A 15632-nucleotide genomic window follows, 5' to 3' on the forward strand; every position below is an offset into this window, starting at 1 on the left:
TGGCGCGCCGCCGCACCTCGCCCGGCATGTCCTTCACCGGCACGCCGAACATTTCCGAGGCTGTCATCGCATGAATGTCGGTGCCGTCCTTGAATGCCTGACGCAGCGCCGGCACGTTGGCGACTTCCGCCAGCAGACGCAGCTCGATCTGCGAATAATCCGCCGAGACCAGCTTGTGGCCGGGTTTGGCGATGAAGGCCTTGCGGATCTTGCGCCCGGCCTCGGTGCGGATCGGGATATTCTGCAAATTGGGCTCGGATGACGACAGGCGGCCGGTCGTGGTCGCGGCGAGCGCGTAGTTCGTATGCACCCGCTGCGTCTTCGGATCCACATATTCCGGCAATGCATCGGTGTAGGTCGAGCGCAGCTTCGAGACCTGCCGCCAGTCGAGAATTTTCTGCGGGAGCTCGTGGCCCTGCTCGGCCAGTTCTTCCAGCACCTGCGCCGATGTCGACCACGCGCCTGTTTTCGTCTTTGTTCCGCCGGGCAATCCCATCGCGCCGAACAGCACGTCGCCGATCTGCTTCGGCGAGCCGAGGTTGAACGGGGTGCCTGCGACCTTCTGCGCCTCCTCCTCCAGCCGCGCACTCTCGGTCGCGAATTCGCTGGACAGCCGCGCCAGCGTCTGCCGGTCGATCGAAATGCCGCGGCCCTCCATGCGGCCCAGCACCGCGATCAGCGGACGCTCCAGCGTCTGGTAGACATTGGTCATGTGCTCGGCGGCGAGACGCGGCTTCAGCGCATGCCAGAGCCGCAGCGTCGCGTCCGCATCCTCCGCGGCATATTCGGCGGCCCGCTCGATCGGCACGCAGTCGAAGGCGACGCGGGTCTTGCCGGCCTTGGTGATCTCGTTGAAGTCGATCACGGCGTGATCGAAATTGCGTTTCGCGAGCGAAGCGACATCATGCGAGGCGCGGCCGGAATCAACCACATAGGACATCAGCATGGTGTCGTCATAGGGCGTGATGTCGATGCCGCGCTGCGCGAAAATCTGCCAGTCGAATTTCAGGTTGTGCCCGATCTTGAGAACGCCCCTGTCCTCGAATAGCGGCCGCATCGCCTCGATCGCGTCTTTCTCGGGAATCTGGTGCGGCACGAGGCCGGCATCGAACAGCCCCTCGCCTTCGCTCGCATTGCGATGCGCGACCGGCACGTAACAGGCCTCGTTGGGTGTGATTGCCAGCGAGAAGCCACATAAGGTCGCCTGCATCGGATCGAGCGAAGAGGTCTGCGTATCGATCGCGATCTGGCCGACATCGATGGCGCGCACGATCCAGGCCTTCAGCCGCGCGAGATCGCGGACGATCTCGTATTTCGAGCGGTCGAAGCGAAGCGCCTTCAGCTTGGCGAGACGTGCTTCGGCGAGCGAGACGGGGGTGTAGACCGCTTGCTCTGCTGCGCCCCCTCCCCCCTTGCTCCGATTCATCCCTCCCCCTGCAAGGGGGAGGGTGGTCCGCGCAGCGTACCGGGTGGGGGTCTCTTGCGATGCGACCCCGACTTGCGGAGCCGGCACCGCACCATCCTCCGGCCGCACCGGCGGAAGCGGCGGCGCGCCGGCGCTCAATCTCGCATCCGCCTCGATCTGGCTCGCATCGATGTCGGCCGCTTCCGCAACGCGCCGTGTCAGTGTGGTGAATTCCAGCGCCTTCAGGAACGCGATCAGCTTTTTGTAATCCGGCTCATGCACCGCGAGGTCTTCGACCGGCACGTCGAGATCGACATTCTGATCGAGCGTCACGAGCCGCTTCGACAGACGCGCCTGTTCGGCATTGTCGATCAGGGTCTGGCGGCGCTTCTCCTGCTTGATCTCGCCCGCGCGCGACAAGAGCGTTTCCAGATCGCCGTATTCGCCGATGAGCTGCGCCGCGGTCTTGACGCCGATGCCCGGCACGCCCGGCACATTGTCGGTGGAATCGCCGATCAGCGACTGCACCTCGATCACCTTCTCCGGCGGCACGCCGAATTTCTCGATCACCTCGGCAATGCCGATCTTCCTGTCCTTCATGGTGTCGTACATGATCACGCAGTCGGTCACGAGCTGCATCAGGTCCTTGTCGGACGACACGATGGTGGCGCTCGCACCCGCCTCGCAGGCGAGCCGCGCATAGGTCGCGATCAGGTCGTCGGCCTCGTAGCCCGCCTGTTCGAGACACGGGATGTCGAAGGCATGCACCGCCTCGCGGATCAACGGGAATTGCGGGATCAGGTCGGCCGGCGCGTCCGGGCGGTGCGCCTTGTAGTCGGGATAGAAATCGGTGCGGAAGGTCTTCTCGGACTTGTCGAAGATGACGGCCAGATGCGTCGGCCGCTCCTCCGGCTTCATGTCGCGCAACAGCTTCCACAGCATGTTGCAGAAGCCGAGCACGGCATTGACTTGCAGCCCGTCCGACTTGCGGTTGAGCGGCGGCAGCGCGTGATAGGCCCGGAAAATGTAGGACGAACCGTCGACCAGGAAGACGTGGTCGCCCTTCTTCAGCGCGCCCGCGCCGACGGGCTCCGCGGTCTTTTTCGGGGCGGGATTGGCGGCGGCTTTCGCGGCCGGTTTGGCGGATTTCGGTGCGGGCATGGGGCGGAATGTGGGCCGTCCGGCGCGTGATGGCAACGGAGACCGGTGGATATCCTGCTCGCACTTACCCTCCATCGGGGTGGGGGGAATAGCGGCAAATAAAAGTCGCCCCCCGACCCCTCCCCACCGCTCGCTGCGCTCGCAGGGGAGGGGAGACAGTGGATTGTTCCGCGCGCTTGTGGCTTTGCTTTGCTGATGTTGTCCTCCACTTCTCCCCTGCCCATCGACGACGCGCTGCCGGCGCTGATTGAGGCGCTCCGCGCGCGCGCAGTGGCCGTGCTGGTCGCGCCGCCCGGTGCCGGCAAGACCACGCGAGTGCCGCTGGTGCTGATGGACGAGCCCTGGGCCGCGGAGAAGAAAATCATCGTGCTGGAGCCGCGCCGCCTCGCCGCCCGCGCCGCCGCCGAGCGGATGGCGAAGACGCTGGGCGATAAGGTCGGCGAAACGGTGGGCCTGCGGGTGCGCTTCGGCTCAAAAGTCTCGAAACGCACCCGGATCGAGGTGGTCACGGAAGGTATCTTTACGCGCATGATTCTCGACGATCCCGAACTCAAGGGCGTCGCCGCGGTTCTGTTCGACGAATTCCACGAACGCTCGCTCGACGCCGATCTCGGCCTCGCCTTCGCCCGCGACGCCCAGCAGGGACTGCGCGAGGACCTGAAGCTGCTGGTGATGTCCGCCACGATCGACGGCGCGCGCGTGGCCAAGCAGCTCGGCGACGCGCCGCAGATCGAAAGCCTCGGCCGCGCCTATCCGGTGGAGACACGCTACCTGCCCCGCGAGGCGCGCAGCGCTGTCGAGCCGCAGGTCGCCGACGCGGTGATGCGCGCGCTGCGGGCCGATCCGGGCTCCGTTCTGGTCTTCCTGCCGGGACAAGCCGAAGTCCGGCGCACCGAGACGCTGCTGAAGGAGCGCGTGACCGATCCCGCGGTCGACGTCGTCGCGCTCTATGGCGCGCTTGACGCGAAGGTGCAGGATCGCGCGATTACGCCCGCGCCGCCGGGACGGCGCAAGGTGGTGCTCGCGACCTCCATCGCCGAAACCTCGCTCACCATCGAGGGCGTTCGAATCATCATCGATTCCGGCCTCGCCCGTGTCCCGCGCTTCGAGCCGGGCACCGGGCTGACGCGGCTCGAGACCGTGCGCGTCTCGCGCGCCGCCGCCGATCAGCGCCGCGGCCGCGCCGGGCGAACGGAAACGGGCGTCTGCTACCGGCTCTGGAGCGAGCCGGAAACCGCATCGCTCGAAGCCTATGCACGGCCGGAAATTCTGTCCGCCGACCTCTCGTCCTTCGCACTCGACCTCGCGCAATGGGGCGTCAGCGATCCGGCAACGCTCACCTTCCTCGATCCTCCTCCGCAAGCCGCGTATTCCGAAGCGCGCAAGCTGCTGACCGAACTCGGCGCACTCGACGATGACGGCCGCATCACTCAAGAAGGCAAGCAATTGCGCGCGCTGCCGCTGCCGCCGCGGCTGGCGCGCATGGTGGTCGATGCCGCGCGCGACGGTGCAGGCGAGACGGCCGCACAGATCGCGGTGCTGGTCGGCGAACGCGGCCTTGGCGGCAACGATGTCGATCTCACGCACCGGCTCGATCAGTTCGGACTCGACCGCTCGCGGCGCGCGGACGAAGCGCGGGGAATGGCGAGACGGTGGGCGGCGCTCACCCCACCCTCCACGGAAACAAGGGGTGAAGAGCCAAGCGTCGGCGCGCTGCTCGCCCTCGCCTATCCCGACCGCATCGCCAAGAATCGCGGCGGCGGACAGGGCGCGTTCCTGCTCGCGAATGGACGCGGCGCAATGCTTGATCCCGCGCTGTCGCTGGCGCGCGAGCCGTTCATCGTGGTGGCCGACCTGTCCGGCGCGGCGGCGCAGGCGCGCATCCTGCTCGCCGCTCCCATCACGCTGGCCGAGATCGAATCGCGCTTCGCCGATCGGATCGCGCAACGCGACGAGGTGACGGTCGAGCCGGCAACGCTCAGCCTGCGCGGGCGCAAGGCCAAGAAGCTCGGAGCGATTGCGCTGTCCGAACAGATCGCGACCGTCGCGCCGTCGCCGGAGAATGCGGCGACACTTGCAGCAGCAATCGCGCAGGCCGGCATCGGCCGCCTGCCATGGAGCAAGCATCTCACGCAATGGCGCGACCGTGTCATGTTCCTGCGCGCATCCGAGGGCGAGGAATGGCCGGACCTCTCCGACGCCGCACTCACCGCAAGCGTGCAGGACTGGCTCGCGCCCCTGCTCGCCGACAAGACGGCACTGAAGGACATCGGCGCCGACGATCTCTCGAACGCGATTACGGAATTGCTGCCGTGGAATATGCGGCGCAGGCTCGAAGCGGAAGCGCCGACGCATTTCGAGGCGCCGACCGGCACCAATGTCCCTATCGATTACGAAGCCGAGGCGGGACCGACCATCGCCATCCGCGTGCAGGAATTGTTCGGGCTCGGCCACCATCCGGCCATCGCGGGCGGCCGCATCCCGCTGGTGATCGAACTGCTCTCCCCCGCGCACCGGCCGGTGCAGGTGACGAAAGACCTGCCGCGCTTCTGGGCCGGCAGCTATGCCGCGGTGAAAGCGGAGATGCGCGGCCGCTATCCGCGGCATCCCTGGCCTGACGATCCGGCAAATGCGCCGCCGACGCGGAGGACCAAGCGCGCGGGGACCTGAGGCCGATCGTTAAAATTCGAACGATCGGATTCAGCGCCGGCTCATCATGCGGTCCGCAATACCGCGCGCGGGCGATCGCCGTTAGCGCGCCGTTTGCCGGCATCTGCTTTGCTCGCGGCAATACCGCGACATGGATTCGACCGATGCGATCGTTCATTATTTTCGCATGTCTGGCGCTCGGAGCGGCCGGTCTGTTCGGCGGATGGCTCGATCGCGGCACCTCCGGCTCGGCGCAACAATCCGACACGAAAGCGGCAATGGCCGCCGCGCCGGCGTCGTCCGGCCAGCGTATCGTCAGCATCGGCCGCGATCACCGCGGACATTTCAAGGCGCATGGCCGGATCGATGGCCGGCAGGTCTCGTTCATGGTCGATACCGGCGCATCGGTGATCGCCCTGACCGAGCGCGAAGCCGACCGGCTCGGCATCCGGCCTTCGCGTGGCGCGTTCACATCTTCGGTCCAGACCGCGAATGGCGTGGTCCGCGCGGCGCCGGTGACCCTCAACTCGGTCGATATCGGCGGCCTGGTGGTGCGCGATGTGCGTGCGCTGGTCGTGCCGGGACGCGGGCTCGGTGAGAACCTGCTCGGGCTGTCCTATCTGACCAGGCTGAAGCGCTTCGAATATGCCAACAACAAGCTGGTGCTGGAGAACTGAGCCTCGCCCTCCCCTGCGCCCCGCAATGACCGTAATGCGCAACCATTTCCCCACCTTCCGCGTTTAGGCTATTGCTCCCGCCAATTTTGACGCCCTTCCGAGGACAATCATGTTTCCGAAGCCCGCGCCGCAGCTTGCGCCCAACACCTATGCCTATGAATCGCAGCCGATGGTGAAGCCCACCGGCTTCCGCGAATACGACGCCCGCTGGCTGCTCGGCCGCGAAATCAACCTCATGGGGATGCAGTGGCTTGGCATGGGCATCGGCACGCTGGTGCACGAAATGGGCGTCAAACCCGACATCGTGACCGGCCACGATTTTCGCGGCTATTCGGCGTCGGTGAAGATGGCGCTGACCTCGGGCATGATGGCGGCCGGCATGCGGGTGCGCGACATTGGCCTCGCGCTGTCGCCCATGGCGTATTTCGCGCAATTCGATCTCGACGTGCCGTGCGTCGCGATGGTCACCGCCTCGCACAACGACAACGGCTGGACCGGGGTGAAGATGGGCGCCAACCGGCCGCTCACCTTCGGTCCCGACGAGATGGGCCGGCTGAAGGAGATCGTGCTGAACGCGGCGTTCAAGACCCGCGAGGGCGGCTCCTACGAGTTCATCGACAATTTCCCGGCCCGCTATATCGCCGACCTCACCAACCGGCCGAAGATCAAGCGCAAGCTGCGCGTGGTCGCGGCCTGCGGCAACGGCACCGCCGGCGCCTTTGCTCAGGACATCCTCGAAAAGATCGGCTGCGAGGTGATCCCGCTCGATTGCGAGCTCGACCATACCTTTCCGAAATACAATCCGAATCCCGAAGACATGAAGATGCTGCACGCGATGCGCGATGCGGTGATCAATTCGGGTGCCGATGTGGCGTTCGGCTTCGACGGCGACGGCGACCGCTGCGGCGTGGTGGACAACGAGGGCGACGAGATTTTCGCCGACAAGATCGGCGTCATGCTGGCGCGCGACATGTCGGCGTTGCATCCCGGCTCGACCTTCGTTGTCGACGTCAAGTCGACCGGCCTGTTCGCCACCGACCCGGTGCTGATCGCGAACAAGGCCAAGGCGGATTACTGGAAGACCGGCCATTCCTACATGAAGCGCCGGGTGAACGAGAGCGGCGCGCTGGTCGGCTTCGAGAAGTCCGGCCACTTCTTCTTCAACAAGCCGTTCGGCCGCGGCTATGACGACGGCTTCGTCTCCGCGATCGCGATCTGCGACATGCTCGACCGCAATCCGGACAAGAGCATGAGCGACCTGAAGAACGCGCTGCCGAAGACCTGGTCGTCGCCGACCATGTCGCCGCATTGCGACGACGAAAAGAAATACGGCATCGTCGATGCGGTGGTGAAGCATTTCGAGGCGGCGCAGAAGAAGGGCGACAAGGTCGCGGGGCAGCCGATCCGCGATCTCGTCACCGTCAACGGCGTGCGCGTCACCGTGGAGGACGGCACCTGGGGCCTGGTGCGCGCCTCGTCGAACAAGCCGGAACTGGTGGTGGTGGTGGAAAGCCCGGCCTCCGAAGCCCGCATGCGCGAGATGTTCGCAGCGGTCGACGGCGTGCTGCGCACGCATCCGGAAGTGGGCGAATACAATCAGACGATCTGAGGAACCGATCTCCGTTCGGCCAGTGCGACGGCATCGGCACCCGCCGCAAACCGAAGCTGACCCTGCTCGTCGATTGCGGCGCGCCATACCGCCTCGGCGACATCGGCTTCGGTCGTCACCGCTGTCGGCTGCGCAAATGCGGCAAGGACCGTCTGCGCTAACGGTGCGTAAGCCTCTGGTATCGTGTTCGCCATGCGCGTCCCCGCGTTTTGGGTAAAGCGCGTGGTCGGGCCATATCCCGGCTCCACCAGCTTCACGTGGACATTGAAGGGTGCGAGCTCATGCGCAAGCGATCCCGTGAACCCTTCGATGGCGGCCTTGCTCGCGGTGTAGGCGGCCACGAGCGGCATGGGTGCCAACGTCGCGCTTGACGTCACGTTCACGACGACGCCGGATCTGCGCGCGCGAAACTGCGGCAGCACAGCCTGCGTCACCGCCATCACGCCGAAGGTGTTGGTTTCGAACACGTCGCGAACGGTCGCCATGGGCGTTGCCTCGAAAGCGCCGAACAGGCCGATGCCGGCATTGTTGATGAGCACATCGATGGGGCCGCTCGCCGCAACCGCGTTCGCGATGCTTTCCGGCTGCGTGACATCGAGCGGCATCACGCGAAACCGGTCCGATGCGGGCAAAGGAACATCGTCCCGCGGCGTCCGCATGGTCGCGACCACGTTCCAGCCACGCGAATGAAACAGGCGTGCGGTTTCCAGTCCGTAGCCGGACGAACTGCCGGTAATGAGGGCGGTCTTCATGGGGGCTCTCCTCGATTGATCCCATCGAGGGCCGTTTATCGAGGCTGAACCGGACTATCTACAATTGAAAGTCCGATTTTCGTTTGCGATAGTCCGGAACATGAACGACCCCTTGTCGGACGTCATCACCCTGCTCCGGCCGCGGACAGTCCTGACCAAGGGCATCAGTGGCGCCGGACGCTGGGGCGTCCGCTATTCCGACTTCGGTCAGCCGAGCTTCTGTGCCGTCATCGACGGCGGCTGCCGGCTTGCCGTCGACGGTGCGGCCCCGCTCACGCTGCAGGCCGGCGACTTCGTGTTTTTGCCGGCGACGCCCGGCTTCGTCATTTCAGGCTTCGAACCGGTCACGCCGGTGCTGATCGATCCGAGACGGACGCCGGCGGCGGATGATGTGCGCCACGGAACGACGGAGGGAGATCCGGACGTGCGGCTGCTGGGGGGCTACTTCGTCTTCGACTCACCCGATGCGGGGTTGCTGGTTTCGCTGATGCCTGCGGTGATCCACATGCGCGGTGCCGATCGGCTCTCCGTCCTCGTGCGCTTGCTGGCTGATGAAGCGACGGAGCGGCGATCCGGCTGCGACCTTGTCCTGTCGCGGCTCGTGGAGGTGCTTCTTGTCGAAGCGCTGCGCGCCGCACAGCGTGAAGACGCCTCTCCCGGACTGCTGCGCGGTCTGAGTGATGCGAGACTTGCAGCCGCGATCCGGCACATCCACAGCGATCCCGCGCATTCATGGACGGTGGCTCAGCTGGCGAAGCTGGCAGCCCTTTCCCGCTCGGTATTTTTCGATCGCTTCACGCGCGCCGTTGGCCTGCCGCCGATGGAATATCTTCTCTCATGGCGGATGGCTCTCGCGAAGGACCTGCTTCGCCGCCGCGATCTCGGATTGGCCGAAATTGCCGAAAAGGTCGGTTATGGCTCGGCCAGCGCCTTCAGTACGGCGTTCAGCCGTTACGTCGGCCATCCGCCCAGTCACTACGCGCGCGAAATCAGCGGTCCTGCTCCGGCCTGACCGGTTTACGGTCGAGTCGCCTCATCGAGCTCCGCGTCCAGCACGGCTGCGCGTTGGCGAAGCTCCTTCAGCGCCTCGGCCGTGGCTTTCGCACCCGGCTCGCCGACGAAGAACATGTGATTGCCGCGCAACACCATCGTCAGGCGCGCCGGCGCGGCGTGGATCAGATCGTTGACGTTCTTCCACTGTGCCGGTGTCAGCTTCGAAAAATCCTTCACGCGCGCGAACATGCGCGTCTCCGACAAAGTCTGCGAGATGTAGAAGCCCCAGGTCGAGCGGTCCATCAGCGCGTGCCGCGCGTCCGCCCACGCCTCGTGTGTCATCAGGGCGAGTGGCGGGAACGACGAATATTGCCACGCGCCGGTGCCCTGCTGGTCGCCGAGCGGATCGGGTACGAAGACGCCGTTGTCGCGCTTCAGTGCGGATGCAGCGAGCCGCACGGGATAGTCGCCCATGAACTGCGCGGGGAAAATCGCCGGGTCAATCACGGTGTGTCCGGCTTCGGCATTCTGCTGCTTCAGGTAGAGAAGCAGAGCGTCGGTATAGCCACCGGCAACAGCCGCGAGGCCGGAGGGCTGCGGCTTCACATGGGCGAGCGCCGGAAGAAGGTTCGGCAGCGCGGTTGCCGCCGCCATCGCCACGAACAATTCGACATCGATGCCGCGCTTGCGCAGCGACACCGTGATCGGCTCGGCGATACGACCGGCCATGCTCCATCCCAGCACGACGACGCGCGACGGCAGGTTATGCGTCTTGACATGCCGCGCGATAATTTCCGCGCTCTGCTCGCCCCAGTCGGTCATCGAGAAATCGGGATAGGCCGCGGCGAAGACCGGATTTCCCATCGGATAGGAGATGGCGAGGAACGGAATGCCGTCGCGCCTCAGCCAATAGCCGAGAAAGTCCGATGGCTTTCCTTCTGGGTGACCGTAAGCAACGCGCGCCAGCACGCCGCCGCCGGTGATGAACACGACAAGCGGCGTGCCTGCCGCACCGGCTTCGAATCTGACCAAGGCCGGAAAACCCGCAGCGTCGACGATCTGCTCGCCAGGATACATCGGTGAGACCCGCTCCGGTGGCTGGATGGCCTGCGCCCGAGAAGAACCCGGCGCCAAAGCCTCAAAGGCAAGGATCGCGACGATAGCTCTCAAAAGGTGACGTCTCATTGCCGCTCCCCGTCACGAGACTGCATGCGACGCCTCCGACAATACCCTCTTGCGCTTCACCGCGGTGGATGCCGCGCTGCGCACCCATCCCGACGTCGCGCACATAACCAGACGATCTGATACCGCGCAGCGCAGGCTGATCCCGCGTACCGCAGGTGGCACCAGCCGCACTTCGCATCAGAGCGTCGAGCGAATTCACCACTAGATGGCCAGACGCGAAGGCGTCAACGATTTGCCGCATTGACTGTCAATCTGGCGCCGGGGACTGAAAGGATCGGGGCGCGCGTATGTCTGTCACCTTTGATCTCGTCGGCCGGCAATGGCAGCGCAAACTCATCGTCGCCGCAGCCGCCGCTCTCGGGATTTTTCTTTTGCTCACGACTGCGCCGGTCTCGCGCGAAAACGATCCCTGGCACGAAATCGTCGAACGCACCGGCATCATTCTCATTCTGGTCGGCATTCTCGGTCGCACGTGGTGCGCGATGTATATCGGCGGCAACAAGCTCAACCGGCTGGTCACCAATGGCCCCTATTCGGTGACGCGCAACCCGCTCTACGTGTTTTCGGCGATTGCAGCGCTTGGGCTTGGCGCCCAGATCGGCAGCGCGGTATTCGCGCTGGTCTGTGCCGCGGCGACGATCGCCATCTTCGCACTGGTTATCAGCCACGAAGAACGGGCTCTGGCAAAGCGCTTTCCGGCGGAGTTCGCGCACTACAAGGCAAGCGTGCCGCGGTTTGCACCCAATTTCTGCGGATGGCAGGACGCCGACACGCTGCTGGTCCGGCCGGCTTTGGTCAACCGCACGTTCCGAGACGCGAGTTTGTTCCTTCTGGCCGCTCCCGTCCTGAAGGGCCTCGAACTCATGCGCGAGGCCTTCCTGATGGCTCCATTTTTTCGGCTTTACTAGGGCTGCAACCCCGCACTTCCTTGACTTTGCAGCCCCTTCCCCCCATAAACCGGCCAACGGCGGGCCCCTCTGGGGCCCTTTTCGTGCTGTTTTCGCACGTGCCGGACACCCAGATTCAGACTGAAAGAAGCCGGTCCGGCCCGTCCGAGCTCCGGGTAACGAACACGAGGGAAAACGATGTTCGCAGTCATCAAGACCGGCGGCCTGCAATATTCGGTCGCCGAGGACCAGGTGGTCCGCATCGGCCGCATCGAGGGCGAGCCGGGCCAGATCGTCCAGATCGGCGATGTGCTGATGCTGGGCGGAGACAAGCCGGAACTGGGCGCTCCGATGGTTTCGGGCGCGTCGGTCGCGGTCGAAATCGTCGAGCAAAGCCGCGGTCCGAAGGTCATTGCCTTCAAGAAGCGGCGCCGCAAGAATTCGAGGCGCAAGCGCGGCCACCGGCAGGACTATACCATGGTGCGGGTCTCCGAGATCCTCACCGGCGGCGCCAAGCCGACCAAGGGTCCGAAGCCGAAGCCCGAGCGCAAGGCTCCGCCCGAAAAGCCGGCTAAAGCCGACGACGCCGAAGCGGCGTAGGCTCAGATTGATGTCGTCTCCGCGAAAGCGGGGACCCATAACCCCGGCTGGTGGTTATGGATTCCGGCCCTCGGCTTCGCCTCGGCCGGAACGACCGCGACAAATGAGATGATTCCGTCACGGAATCGGGTTATGAGACTTTCGAACGAAGGATTTTGAGCCATGGCTCACAAAAAAGCAGGCGGATCGTCCCGTAACGGCCGCGACTCCAAGGGTCGCAGGCTCGGCATCAAGCTGTTCGGCGGGCAGATCGCGATCCCCGGAAACATCATCGCGCGCCAGCGCGGCACCACGTGGCATCCCGGCGCCAATGTCGGCATCGGCAAGGACCATACGCTGTTCGCGCTCACGGAAGGCCGCGTCGAGTTCAAAGCCAAAGGTAACGGCCGTACGTTCATCTCCGTCGTACCGATGGCGGAGGCTGCGGCAGAGTAGACGGCGAATCTCGATCGAGGTCCGCCGGTTCACGTCGAACCCGGGGGACCGATCAGGGCTCCAAAGTCGAGGGGGAGACGGGCGAACCGGCTCCCCCTCAAACTTTTTGCAAAGGAGCCTGACCATGACCTGCCTGGAACTCGAGACCCGAACCTATCGGGAAGGCTGTATCCCCGTCCTCGAGACCGAGCGGCTGATGCTGCGCGCGCCGAAACTCGAGGACGCTAAGCAGGTAGCCGCGCTCGCCAACGACAAGCGCATCGCCGAGAATACAAGGCGCATTCCGCATCCCTACGCGCGCGCCGATGCCGAGGATTTCATCGCCACGGCCAATACGCAGCGCGGGGACATCACCTTTCTGATCACGACACATGCCGGTGCGCCGCTCGGTGCCTGCGGCATTGGAACGCACGACGATGCGGTGCCGGAAATCGGCTATTGGCTCGGTGTCAAGCATTGGGGAAAAGGCTACGGCACCGAGGCCGTGCGGGCGCTGATCGACTTCGCTTTCACCGAGCTTGCGCATGACGGCCTGCAGGCCGGCGCCCGCGTGACCAACCCGGCGTCGCGCCGGATTCTGGAAAAGTGCGGCTTCCAGTGGACCGGCGTCGGGCTCTGCCGCATCCGCGCGCTCAACTCCTCGGCGCCGATCGACCGCTTCCGGCTGGATCGCGGTTTGTGGACCGCGCTGCGCCGCTGGAGCGACGTTCGACGGGTGCCGTGACGGTGCCGGCGCGCAAACGCTTGTCGTCGCCCGGCGGGAGATCGCCCGGCGAGCCATTTCCGGTGGAAATTTTCCGCCTTTTCCGGTATGAACCCAAGGCCTTGCGAGATGTTCTACCGGACGCTCGTGGCGGCGGACATCTCGTTAATTGGGGAAATAGACGTGGCTACAGGTACCGTGAAATGGTTCAACGCGACCAAGGGTTATGGCTTCATCCAGCCGCAAGGCGGCGGCAAGGATGTGTTCGTGCACATTTCTGCAGTGCAGCGGGCGGGCCTGACCGGTCTGAATGAAGGCCAGCAGATCGAATTCGAAATCGTGTCCAACCGTGGTCGCGAGTCGGCGGAAAATCTGAAGGTGCGGTGATGGGTTTCGAAAGCGGCCGAGCCTGAGCCCCGTCGCTTCCGAAAACTTCGAGGTCGAAAAGCCCGGCGCGCCAGCCGGGCTTTTTTGTTTCCCGTCATTGCCAGGGGCGTAGCGGCGAAGCAATCGACTGGTTCAAGGTGCATCAGGCTCGATGGATTGCTTCGCGGAGCCCGTCATCGGGCCGCGCAAGGCGCGGAATCCCCTGGCTCGCAATGGCGCGTGTTCGCTACGCCGCCGCTCGCACCGGCAGGCAGGCTTCCGCGATCGCCTCGACATGCCGGTGATCGGTGCCGCAGCAGCCGCCCATGATGTTGAAGCGGGTGCCGAGCGCGCCGCGCAGATGGGCGTAGCGGCGGCCGAGATCGGCCGGATCGCCGGGATCGAGATCGGTCGCATTGTCGAGCTCGGCGTGGCTGCGCGTCGACGCATTGGCGCGCAGGCCGCGAAGCCTCGTGACCCACGCCTCGCCCTTTTCAATGGCGTCGACGAAATGCGTCGGGTGCGCGCAATTGATCATGTAATAGACCGGCGCGCCGGCGGTGGCGTCGTCGGTCTTCTCGATCGCGTCCCGCATGGTCTCGCCGCTCGGCAGCCGGCCGTCGGTCTCGGTGGTGAACGAGATCACGACCGGCATGTCCACGCCGGTTGCGGCGCGCGCGATCCCGATCGCCTCGCCGGAATGCGTCATGGTGAAGGCACTGATCATGTCGGCCTGCGTGTCGGCGAACAGATCGCACTGGAAGGCGTGATAGCGTCGCGCTTCGTCGCCGGTCATCATGCGGTCGGCGGAATAGCCGTCGCCGCGCGGACCGATATTGCCGGAGATCGGCATCGGACATTGCGCCGTCTCGTGCTCATCGCGCAGCGCGGCAAGCATGGCGATGCTTTCGCGGTTGAGCGCGATCAGATCCGCCGTCGCAAGGCCGAGCTTCGCGCCCCAGTCCGGGCTGGCGCGCCATGACGCGCTTTCGAGAATGAACCCGGCCCCGCGCGCCTTGGCGATCGCGATGTGCTGCAGAAAATAATCGCGCAGGCGCCGCCTGCCGTCTTCGCTGTCGTGCAGCGTGATCGATGCAAAATGCGGCAGTTCGAGGCCCTCATGAAAGATCAGCGTGGTTTCGAGCCCGGAATCGGTCAGGAACGTCTTGTCGCCAAGTTGCGGCAAACTGGAGCGGTATTTGGCCATCGTCAAAATCCTTCCTTTGGAAACGAGACGCCGGCGCGCCGCGGGCAGCGGCGAACCGGCGGGCTTTTCGGTCGCGCCGGGATAGGCCGAGGTTCGCGCAAAGACCACCGGGTGCATGGTGCAGGCACGTCAAAAAGTGCGATTAGGCCGGACTTGCAATACCTTACGGACGATCTGCAATGCGCCGGGCCGGCCGTCGCGCCATCTCAACCGGACTCGTGGTACAGTCACGCATGCTTGATGAAACCAAAACCCCGAAGCGCGGCGACACCCGTGAGCGCCTGCTCGCCATCGCCGAGGAGGCCGTGCTGGCCAAGGGCTTCGCCGGCACCTCGATCGACGAACTGATCGCGGCCGCCGGCATCACCAAGAGCGGCTTCTTCTATCATTTCAAGGACAAGGCGGAGCTCGCGAAGGCGCTTTTGCTGCGCTATCTCGATCACGACAGGCAGGTGCTGGACGATCTGTTCAATCGCGCCGACGAGTTGAACGAGGATCCGCTGCATGGCTTCCTGGTCGGGCTGAAGCTGTTCGCGGAGATGATGGCGAACATGACCGAGGTGCATCCGGGGTGCCTCGCCGCATCGTTCGTCTATCAGGACCAGCTGTTCAATCGCGAGGTTCGCGACCTCAATGCCGAAGGCATCCTTCGCTGGCGGCGGCGCTTCCGTGAGCGTCTTGACCTGATCGCGAAGTCCTATCCGCCGCGCGAGGGCGTCGATCTCGACGCACTCGCGGACATGGCCGCAACCCTGATCGAGGGCGCCCTGATCCTGTCCCGCGCGCTGCGCGATCCCAAAATTCCGTCGCAGCAGATCATGCTGTATCGGGATTTCGTGCGGTGTGTGTTTACGCGATGATCGCCACCGTCGACTCCCTCCCCCTGAAAGGGGGAGGGTTGGGGTGGGGTCTTGCACGAGAGGAATGACCCCCACCCGACTGCCTTCGGCAGTCGACCTCCCCCTTTCAGGGGGTGGGTTAGGGCGGCTCGTGGTGCGAGGGA

At 65.0% G+C, this 15632-nt stretch carries 14 protein-coding genes; 10 read left to right on the forward strand and 4 right to left on the reverse strand.

The window, feature by feature from the left end; translation table 11 throughout:
• On the reverse strand, nucleotides 1-2566 hold a 2566-nt coding region (gene polA / locus AB7F49_RS32335; protein ID WP_428529943.1), incomplete at its 3' end, for a DNA polymerase I.
• A gap of 195 nt (nucleotides 2567-2761) precedes the next feature.
• On the opposite strand from polA, the gene hrpB reads away from it, so the two are divergent.
• The 3 genes from hrpB to AB7F49_RS32350 all read left to right on the forward strand — a co-directional run bounded on the left by hrpB (nucleotide 2762) and on the right by AB7F49_RS32350 (nucleotide 7501).
• Nucleotides 2762-5236: an ATP-dependent helicase HrpB gene (gene hrpB, locus AB7F49_RS32340; protein ID WP_428529944.1), complete on the forward strand. Its 2475-nt coding sequence runs from the start codon at nucleotides 2762-2764 to the stop codon at nucleotides 5234-5236.
• Between the two features lie 143 nt (nucleotides 5237-5379).
• Nucleotides 5380-5892, forward strand: coding sequence for a retropepsin-like aspartic protease family protein (locus tag AB7F49_RS32345; RefSeq protein WP_428529945.1), 513 nt, complete (start codon nucleotides 5380-5382; stop codon nucleotides 5890-5892).
• Nucleotides 5893-6001: 109 nt separating this feature from the next.
• Nucleotides 6002-7501: a phosphomannomutase/phosphoglucomutase gene (locus AB7F49_RS32350; protein WP_428529946.1), complete on the forward strand. Its 1500-nt coding sequence runs from the start codon at nucleotides 6002-6004 to the stop codon at nucleotides 7499-7501.
• Here AB7F49_RS32350 and AB7F49_RS32355 read toward each other — a convergent pair.
• Nucleotides 7489-8253 (reverse strand): SDR family oxidoreductase, encoded by a 765-nt coding sequence (locus tag AB7F49_RS32355; RefSeq protein ID WP_428529947.1) that lies wholly within the window; start codon nucleotides 8251-8253, stop codon nucleotides 7489-7491. The genes AB7F49_RS32350 and AB7F49_RS32355 overlap by 13 nt on opposite strands.
• Before the next feature lie 100 nt (nucleotides 8254-8353).
• On the opposite strand from AB7F49_RS32355, the gene AB7F49_RS32360 reads away from it, so the two are divergent.
• On the forward strand, nucleotides 8354-9265 hold the full coding sequence (locus AB7F49_RS32360) for an AraC family transcriptional regulator (protein WP_428529948.1): 912 nt from the start codon (nucleotides 8354-8356) through the stop codon (nucleotides 9263-9265).
• 5 nt (nucleotides 9266-9270) lie between these two features.
• Here the strand turns inward: AB7F49_RS32360 and AB7F49_RS32365 are convergent, their stop codons facing one another.
• Nucleotides 9271-10431, reverse strand: coding sequence for a hypothetical protein (locus tag AB7F49_RS32365; protein WP_428529949.1), 1161 nt, complete (start codon nucleotides 10429-10431; stop codon nucleotides 9271-9273).
• Between the two features lie 287 nt (nucleotides 10432-10718).
• Between AB7F49_RS32365 and AB7F49_RS32370 the strand changes: the two genes are divergently transcribed.
• The 5 genes from AB7F49_RS32370 to AB7F49_RS32390 all read left to right on the forward strand — a co-directional run bounded on the left by AB7F49_RS32370 (nucleotide 10719) and on the right by AB7F49_RS32390 (nucleotide 13443).
• The gene (locus AB7F49_RS32370; protein ID WP_428529950.1) at nucleotides 10719-11339 is read left to right on the forward strand and encodes a methyltransferase family protein; all 621 of its coding nucleotides are present in this window, start codon (nucleotides 10719-10721) and stop codon (nucleotides 11337-11339) included.
• Nucleotides 11340-11516: 177 nt separating this feature from the next.
• On the forward strand, nucleotides 11517-11918 hold the full coding sequence (gene rplU / locus AB7F49_RS32375; protein ID WP_428529951.1) for a 50S ribosomal protein L21: 402 nt from the start codon (nucleotides 11517-11519) through the stop codon (nucleotides 11916-11918).
• A gap of 162 nt (nucleotides 11919-12080) precedes the next feature.
• Nucleotides 12081-12353 (forward strand): 50S ribosomal protein L27, encoded by a 273-nt coding sequence (gene rpmA, locus AB7F49_RS32380; protein ID WP_428529952.1) that lies wholly within the window; start codon nucleotides 12081-12083, stop codon nucleotides 12351-12353.
• 124 nt (nucleotides 12354-12477) lie between these two features.
• On the forward strand, nucleotides 12478-13077 hold the full coding sequence (locus AB7F49_RS32385) for a GNAT family N-acetyltransferase (protein ID WP_428529953.1): 600 nt from the start codon (nucleotides 12478-12480) through the stop codon (nucleotides 13075-13077).
• Between the two features lie 162 nt (nucleotides 13078-13239).
• Nucleotides 13240-13443, forward strand: a complete 204-nt coding sequence (locus AB7F49_RS32390; RefSeq protein WP_428529956.1) for a cold-shock protein — start codon at nucleotides 13240-13242, stop codon at nucleotides 13441-13443.
• A gap of 226 nt (nucleotides 13444-13669) precedes the next feature.
• On the opposite strand, the gene AB7F49_RS32395 is transcribed toward AB7F49_RS32390, so the two are convergent.
• Nucleotides 13670-14629 (reverse strand): homocysteine S-methyltransferase family protein, encoded by a 960-nt coding sequence (locus AB7F49_RS32395; protein ID WP_428529954.1) that lies wholly within the window; start codon nucleotides 14627-14629, stop codon nucleotides 13670-13672.
• Nucleotides 14630-14862: 233 nt separating this feature from the next.
• Here AB7F49_RS32395 and AB7F49_RS32400 point away from each other — a divergent pair, with 233 nt between their 5' ends.
• A complete protein-coding gene (locus AB7F49_RS32400; protein WP_428529955.1) occupies nucleotides 14863-15489 on the forward strand; it encodes a TetR/AcrR family transcriptional regulator in 627 nt (208 codons plus the stop codon).
• Nucleotides 15490-15632: the final 143 nt, after the last annotated feature.

The organism is Pseudorhodoplanes sp., assembly GCF_050250235.1.
Lineage (GTDB): Bacteria > Pseudomonadota > Alphaproteobacteria > Rhizobiales > Xanthobacteraceae > Pseudorhodoplanes.

What these genes read in the sequence shown, in the direction of transcription:
- AB7F49_RS32370 (WP_428529950.1), top strand. Translation starts at nt 10,719, where the DNA reads ATGTCTGTCACCTTTGATCTCGTCGGCCGGCAATGGCAGCGCAAACTC.
- AB7F49_RS32355 (WP_428529947.1), bottom strand. Translation starts at nt 8,253, where the DNA reads ATGAAGACCGCCCTCATTACCGGCAGTTCGTCCGGCTACGGACTGGAA.
- AB7F49_RS32350 (WP_428529946.1), top strand. Translation starts at nt 6,002, where the DNA reads ATGTTTCCGAAGCCCGCGCCGCAGCTTGCGCCCAACACCTATGCCTAT.
- AB7F49_RS32365 (WP_428529949.1), bottom strand. Translation starts at nt 10,431, where the DNA reads ATGAGACGTCACCTTTTGAGAGCTATCGTCGCGATCCTTGCCTTTGAG.
- hrpB (WP_428529944.1), top strand. Translation starts at nt 2,762, where the DNA reads ATGTTGTCCTCCACTTCTCCCCTGCCCATCGACGACGCGCTGCCGGCG.
- AB7F49_RS32360 (WP_428529948.1), top strand. Translation starts at nt 8,354, where the DNA reads ATGAACGACCCCTTGTCGGACGTCATCACCCTGCTCCGGCCGCGGACA.
- AB7F49_RS32385 (WP_428529953.1), top strand. Translation starts at nt 12,478, where the DNA reads ATGACCTGCCTGGAACTCGAGACCCGAACCTATCGGGAAGGCTGTATC.
- rpmA (WP_428529952.1), top strand. Translation starts at nt 12,081, where the DNA reads ATGGCTCACAAAAAAGCAGGCGGATCGTCCCGTAACGGCCGCGACTCC.
- AB7F49_RS32395 (WP_428529954.1), bottom strand. Translation starts at nt 14,629, where the DNA reads ATGGCCAAATACCGCTCCAGTTTGCCGCAACTTGGCGACAAGACGTTC.
- rplU (WP_428529951.1), top strand. Translation starts at nt 11,517, where the DNA reads ATGTTCGCAGTCATCAAGACCGGCGGCCTGCAATATTCGGTCGCCGAG.
- AB7F49_RS32400 (WP_428529955.1), top strand. Translation starts at nt 14,863, where the DNA reads ATGCTTGATGAAACCAAAACCCCGAAGCGCGGCGACACCCGTGAGCGC.
- AB7F49_RS32345 (WP_428529945.1), top strand. Translation starts at nt 5,380, where the DNA reads ATGCGATCGTTCATTATTTTCGCATGTCTGGCGCTCGGAGCGGCCGGT.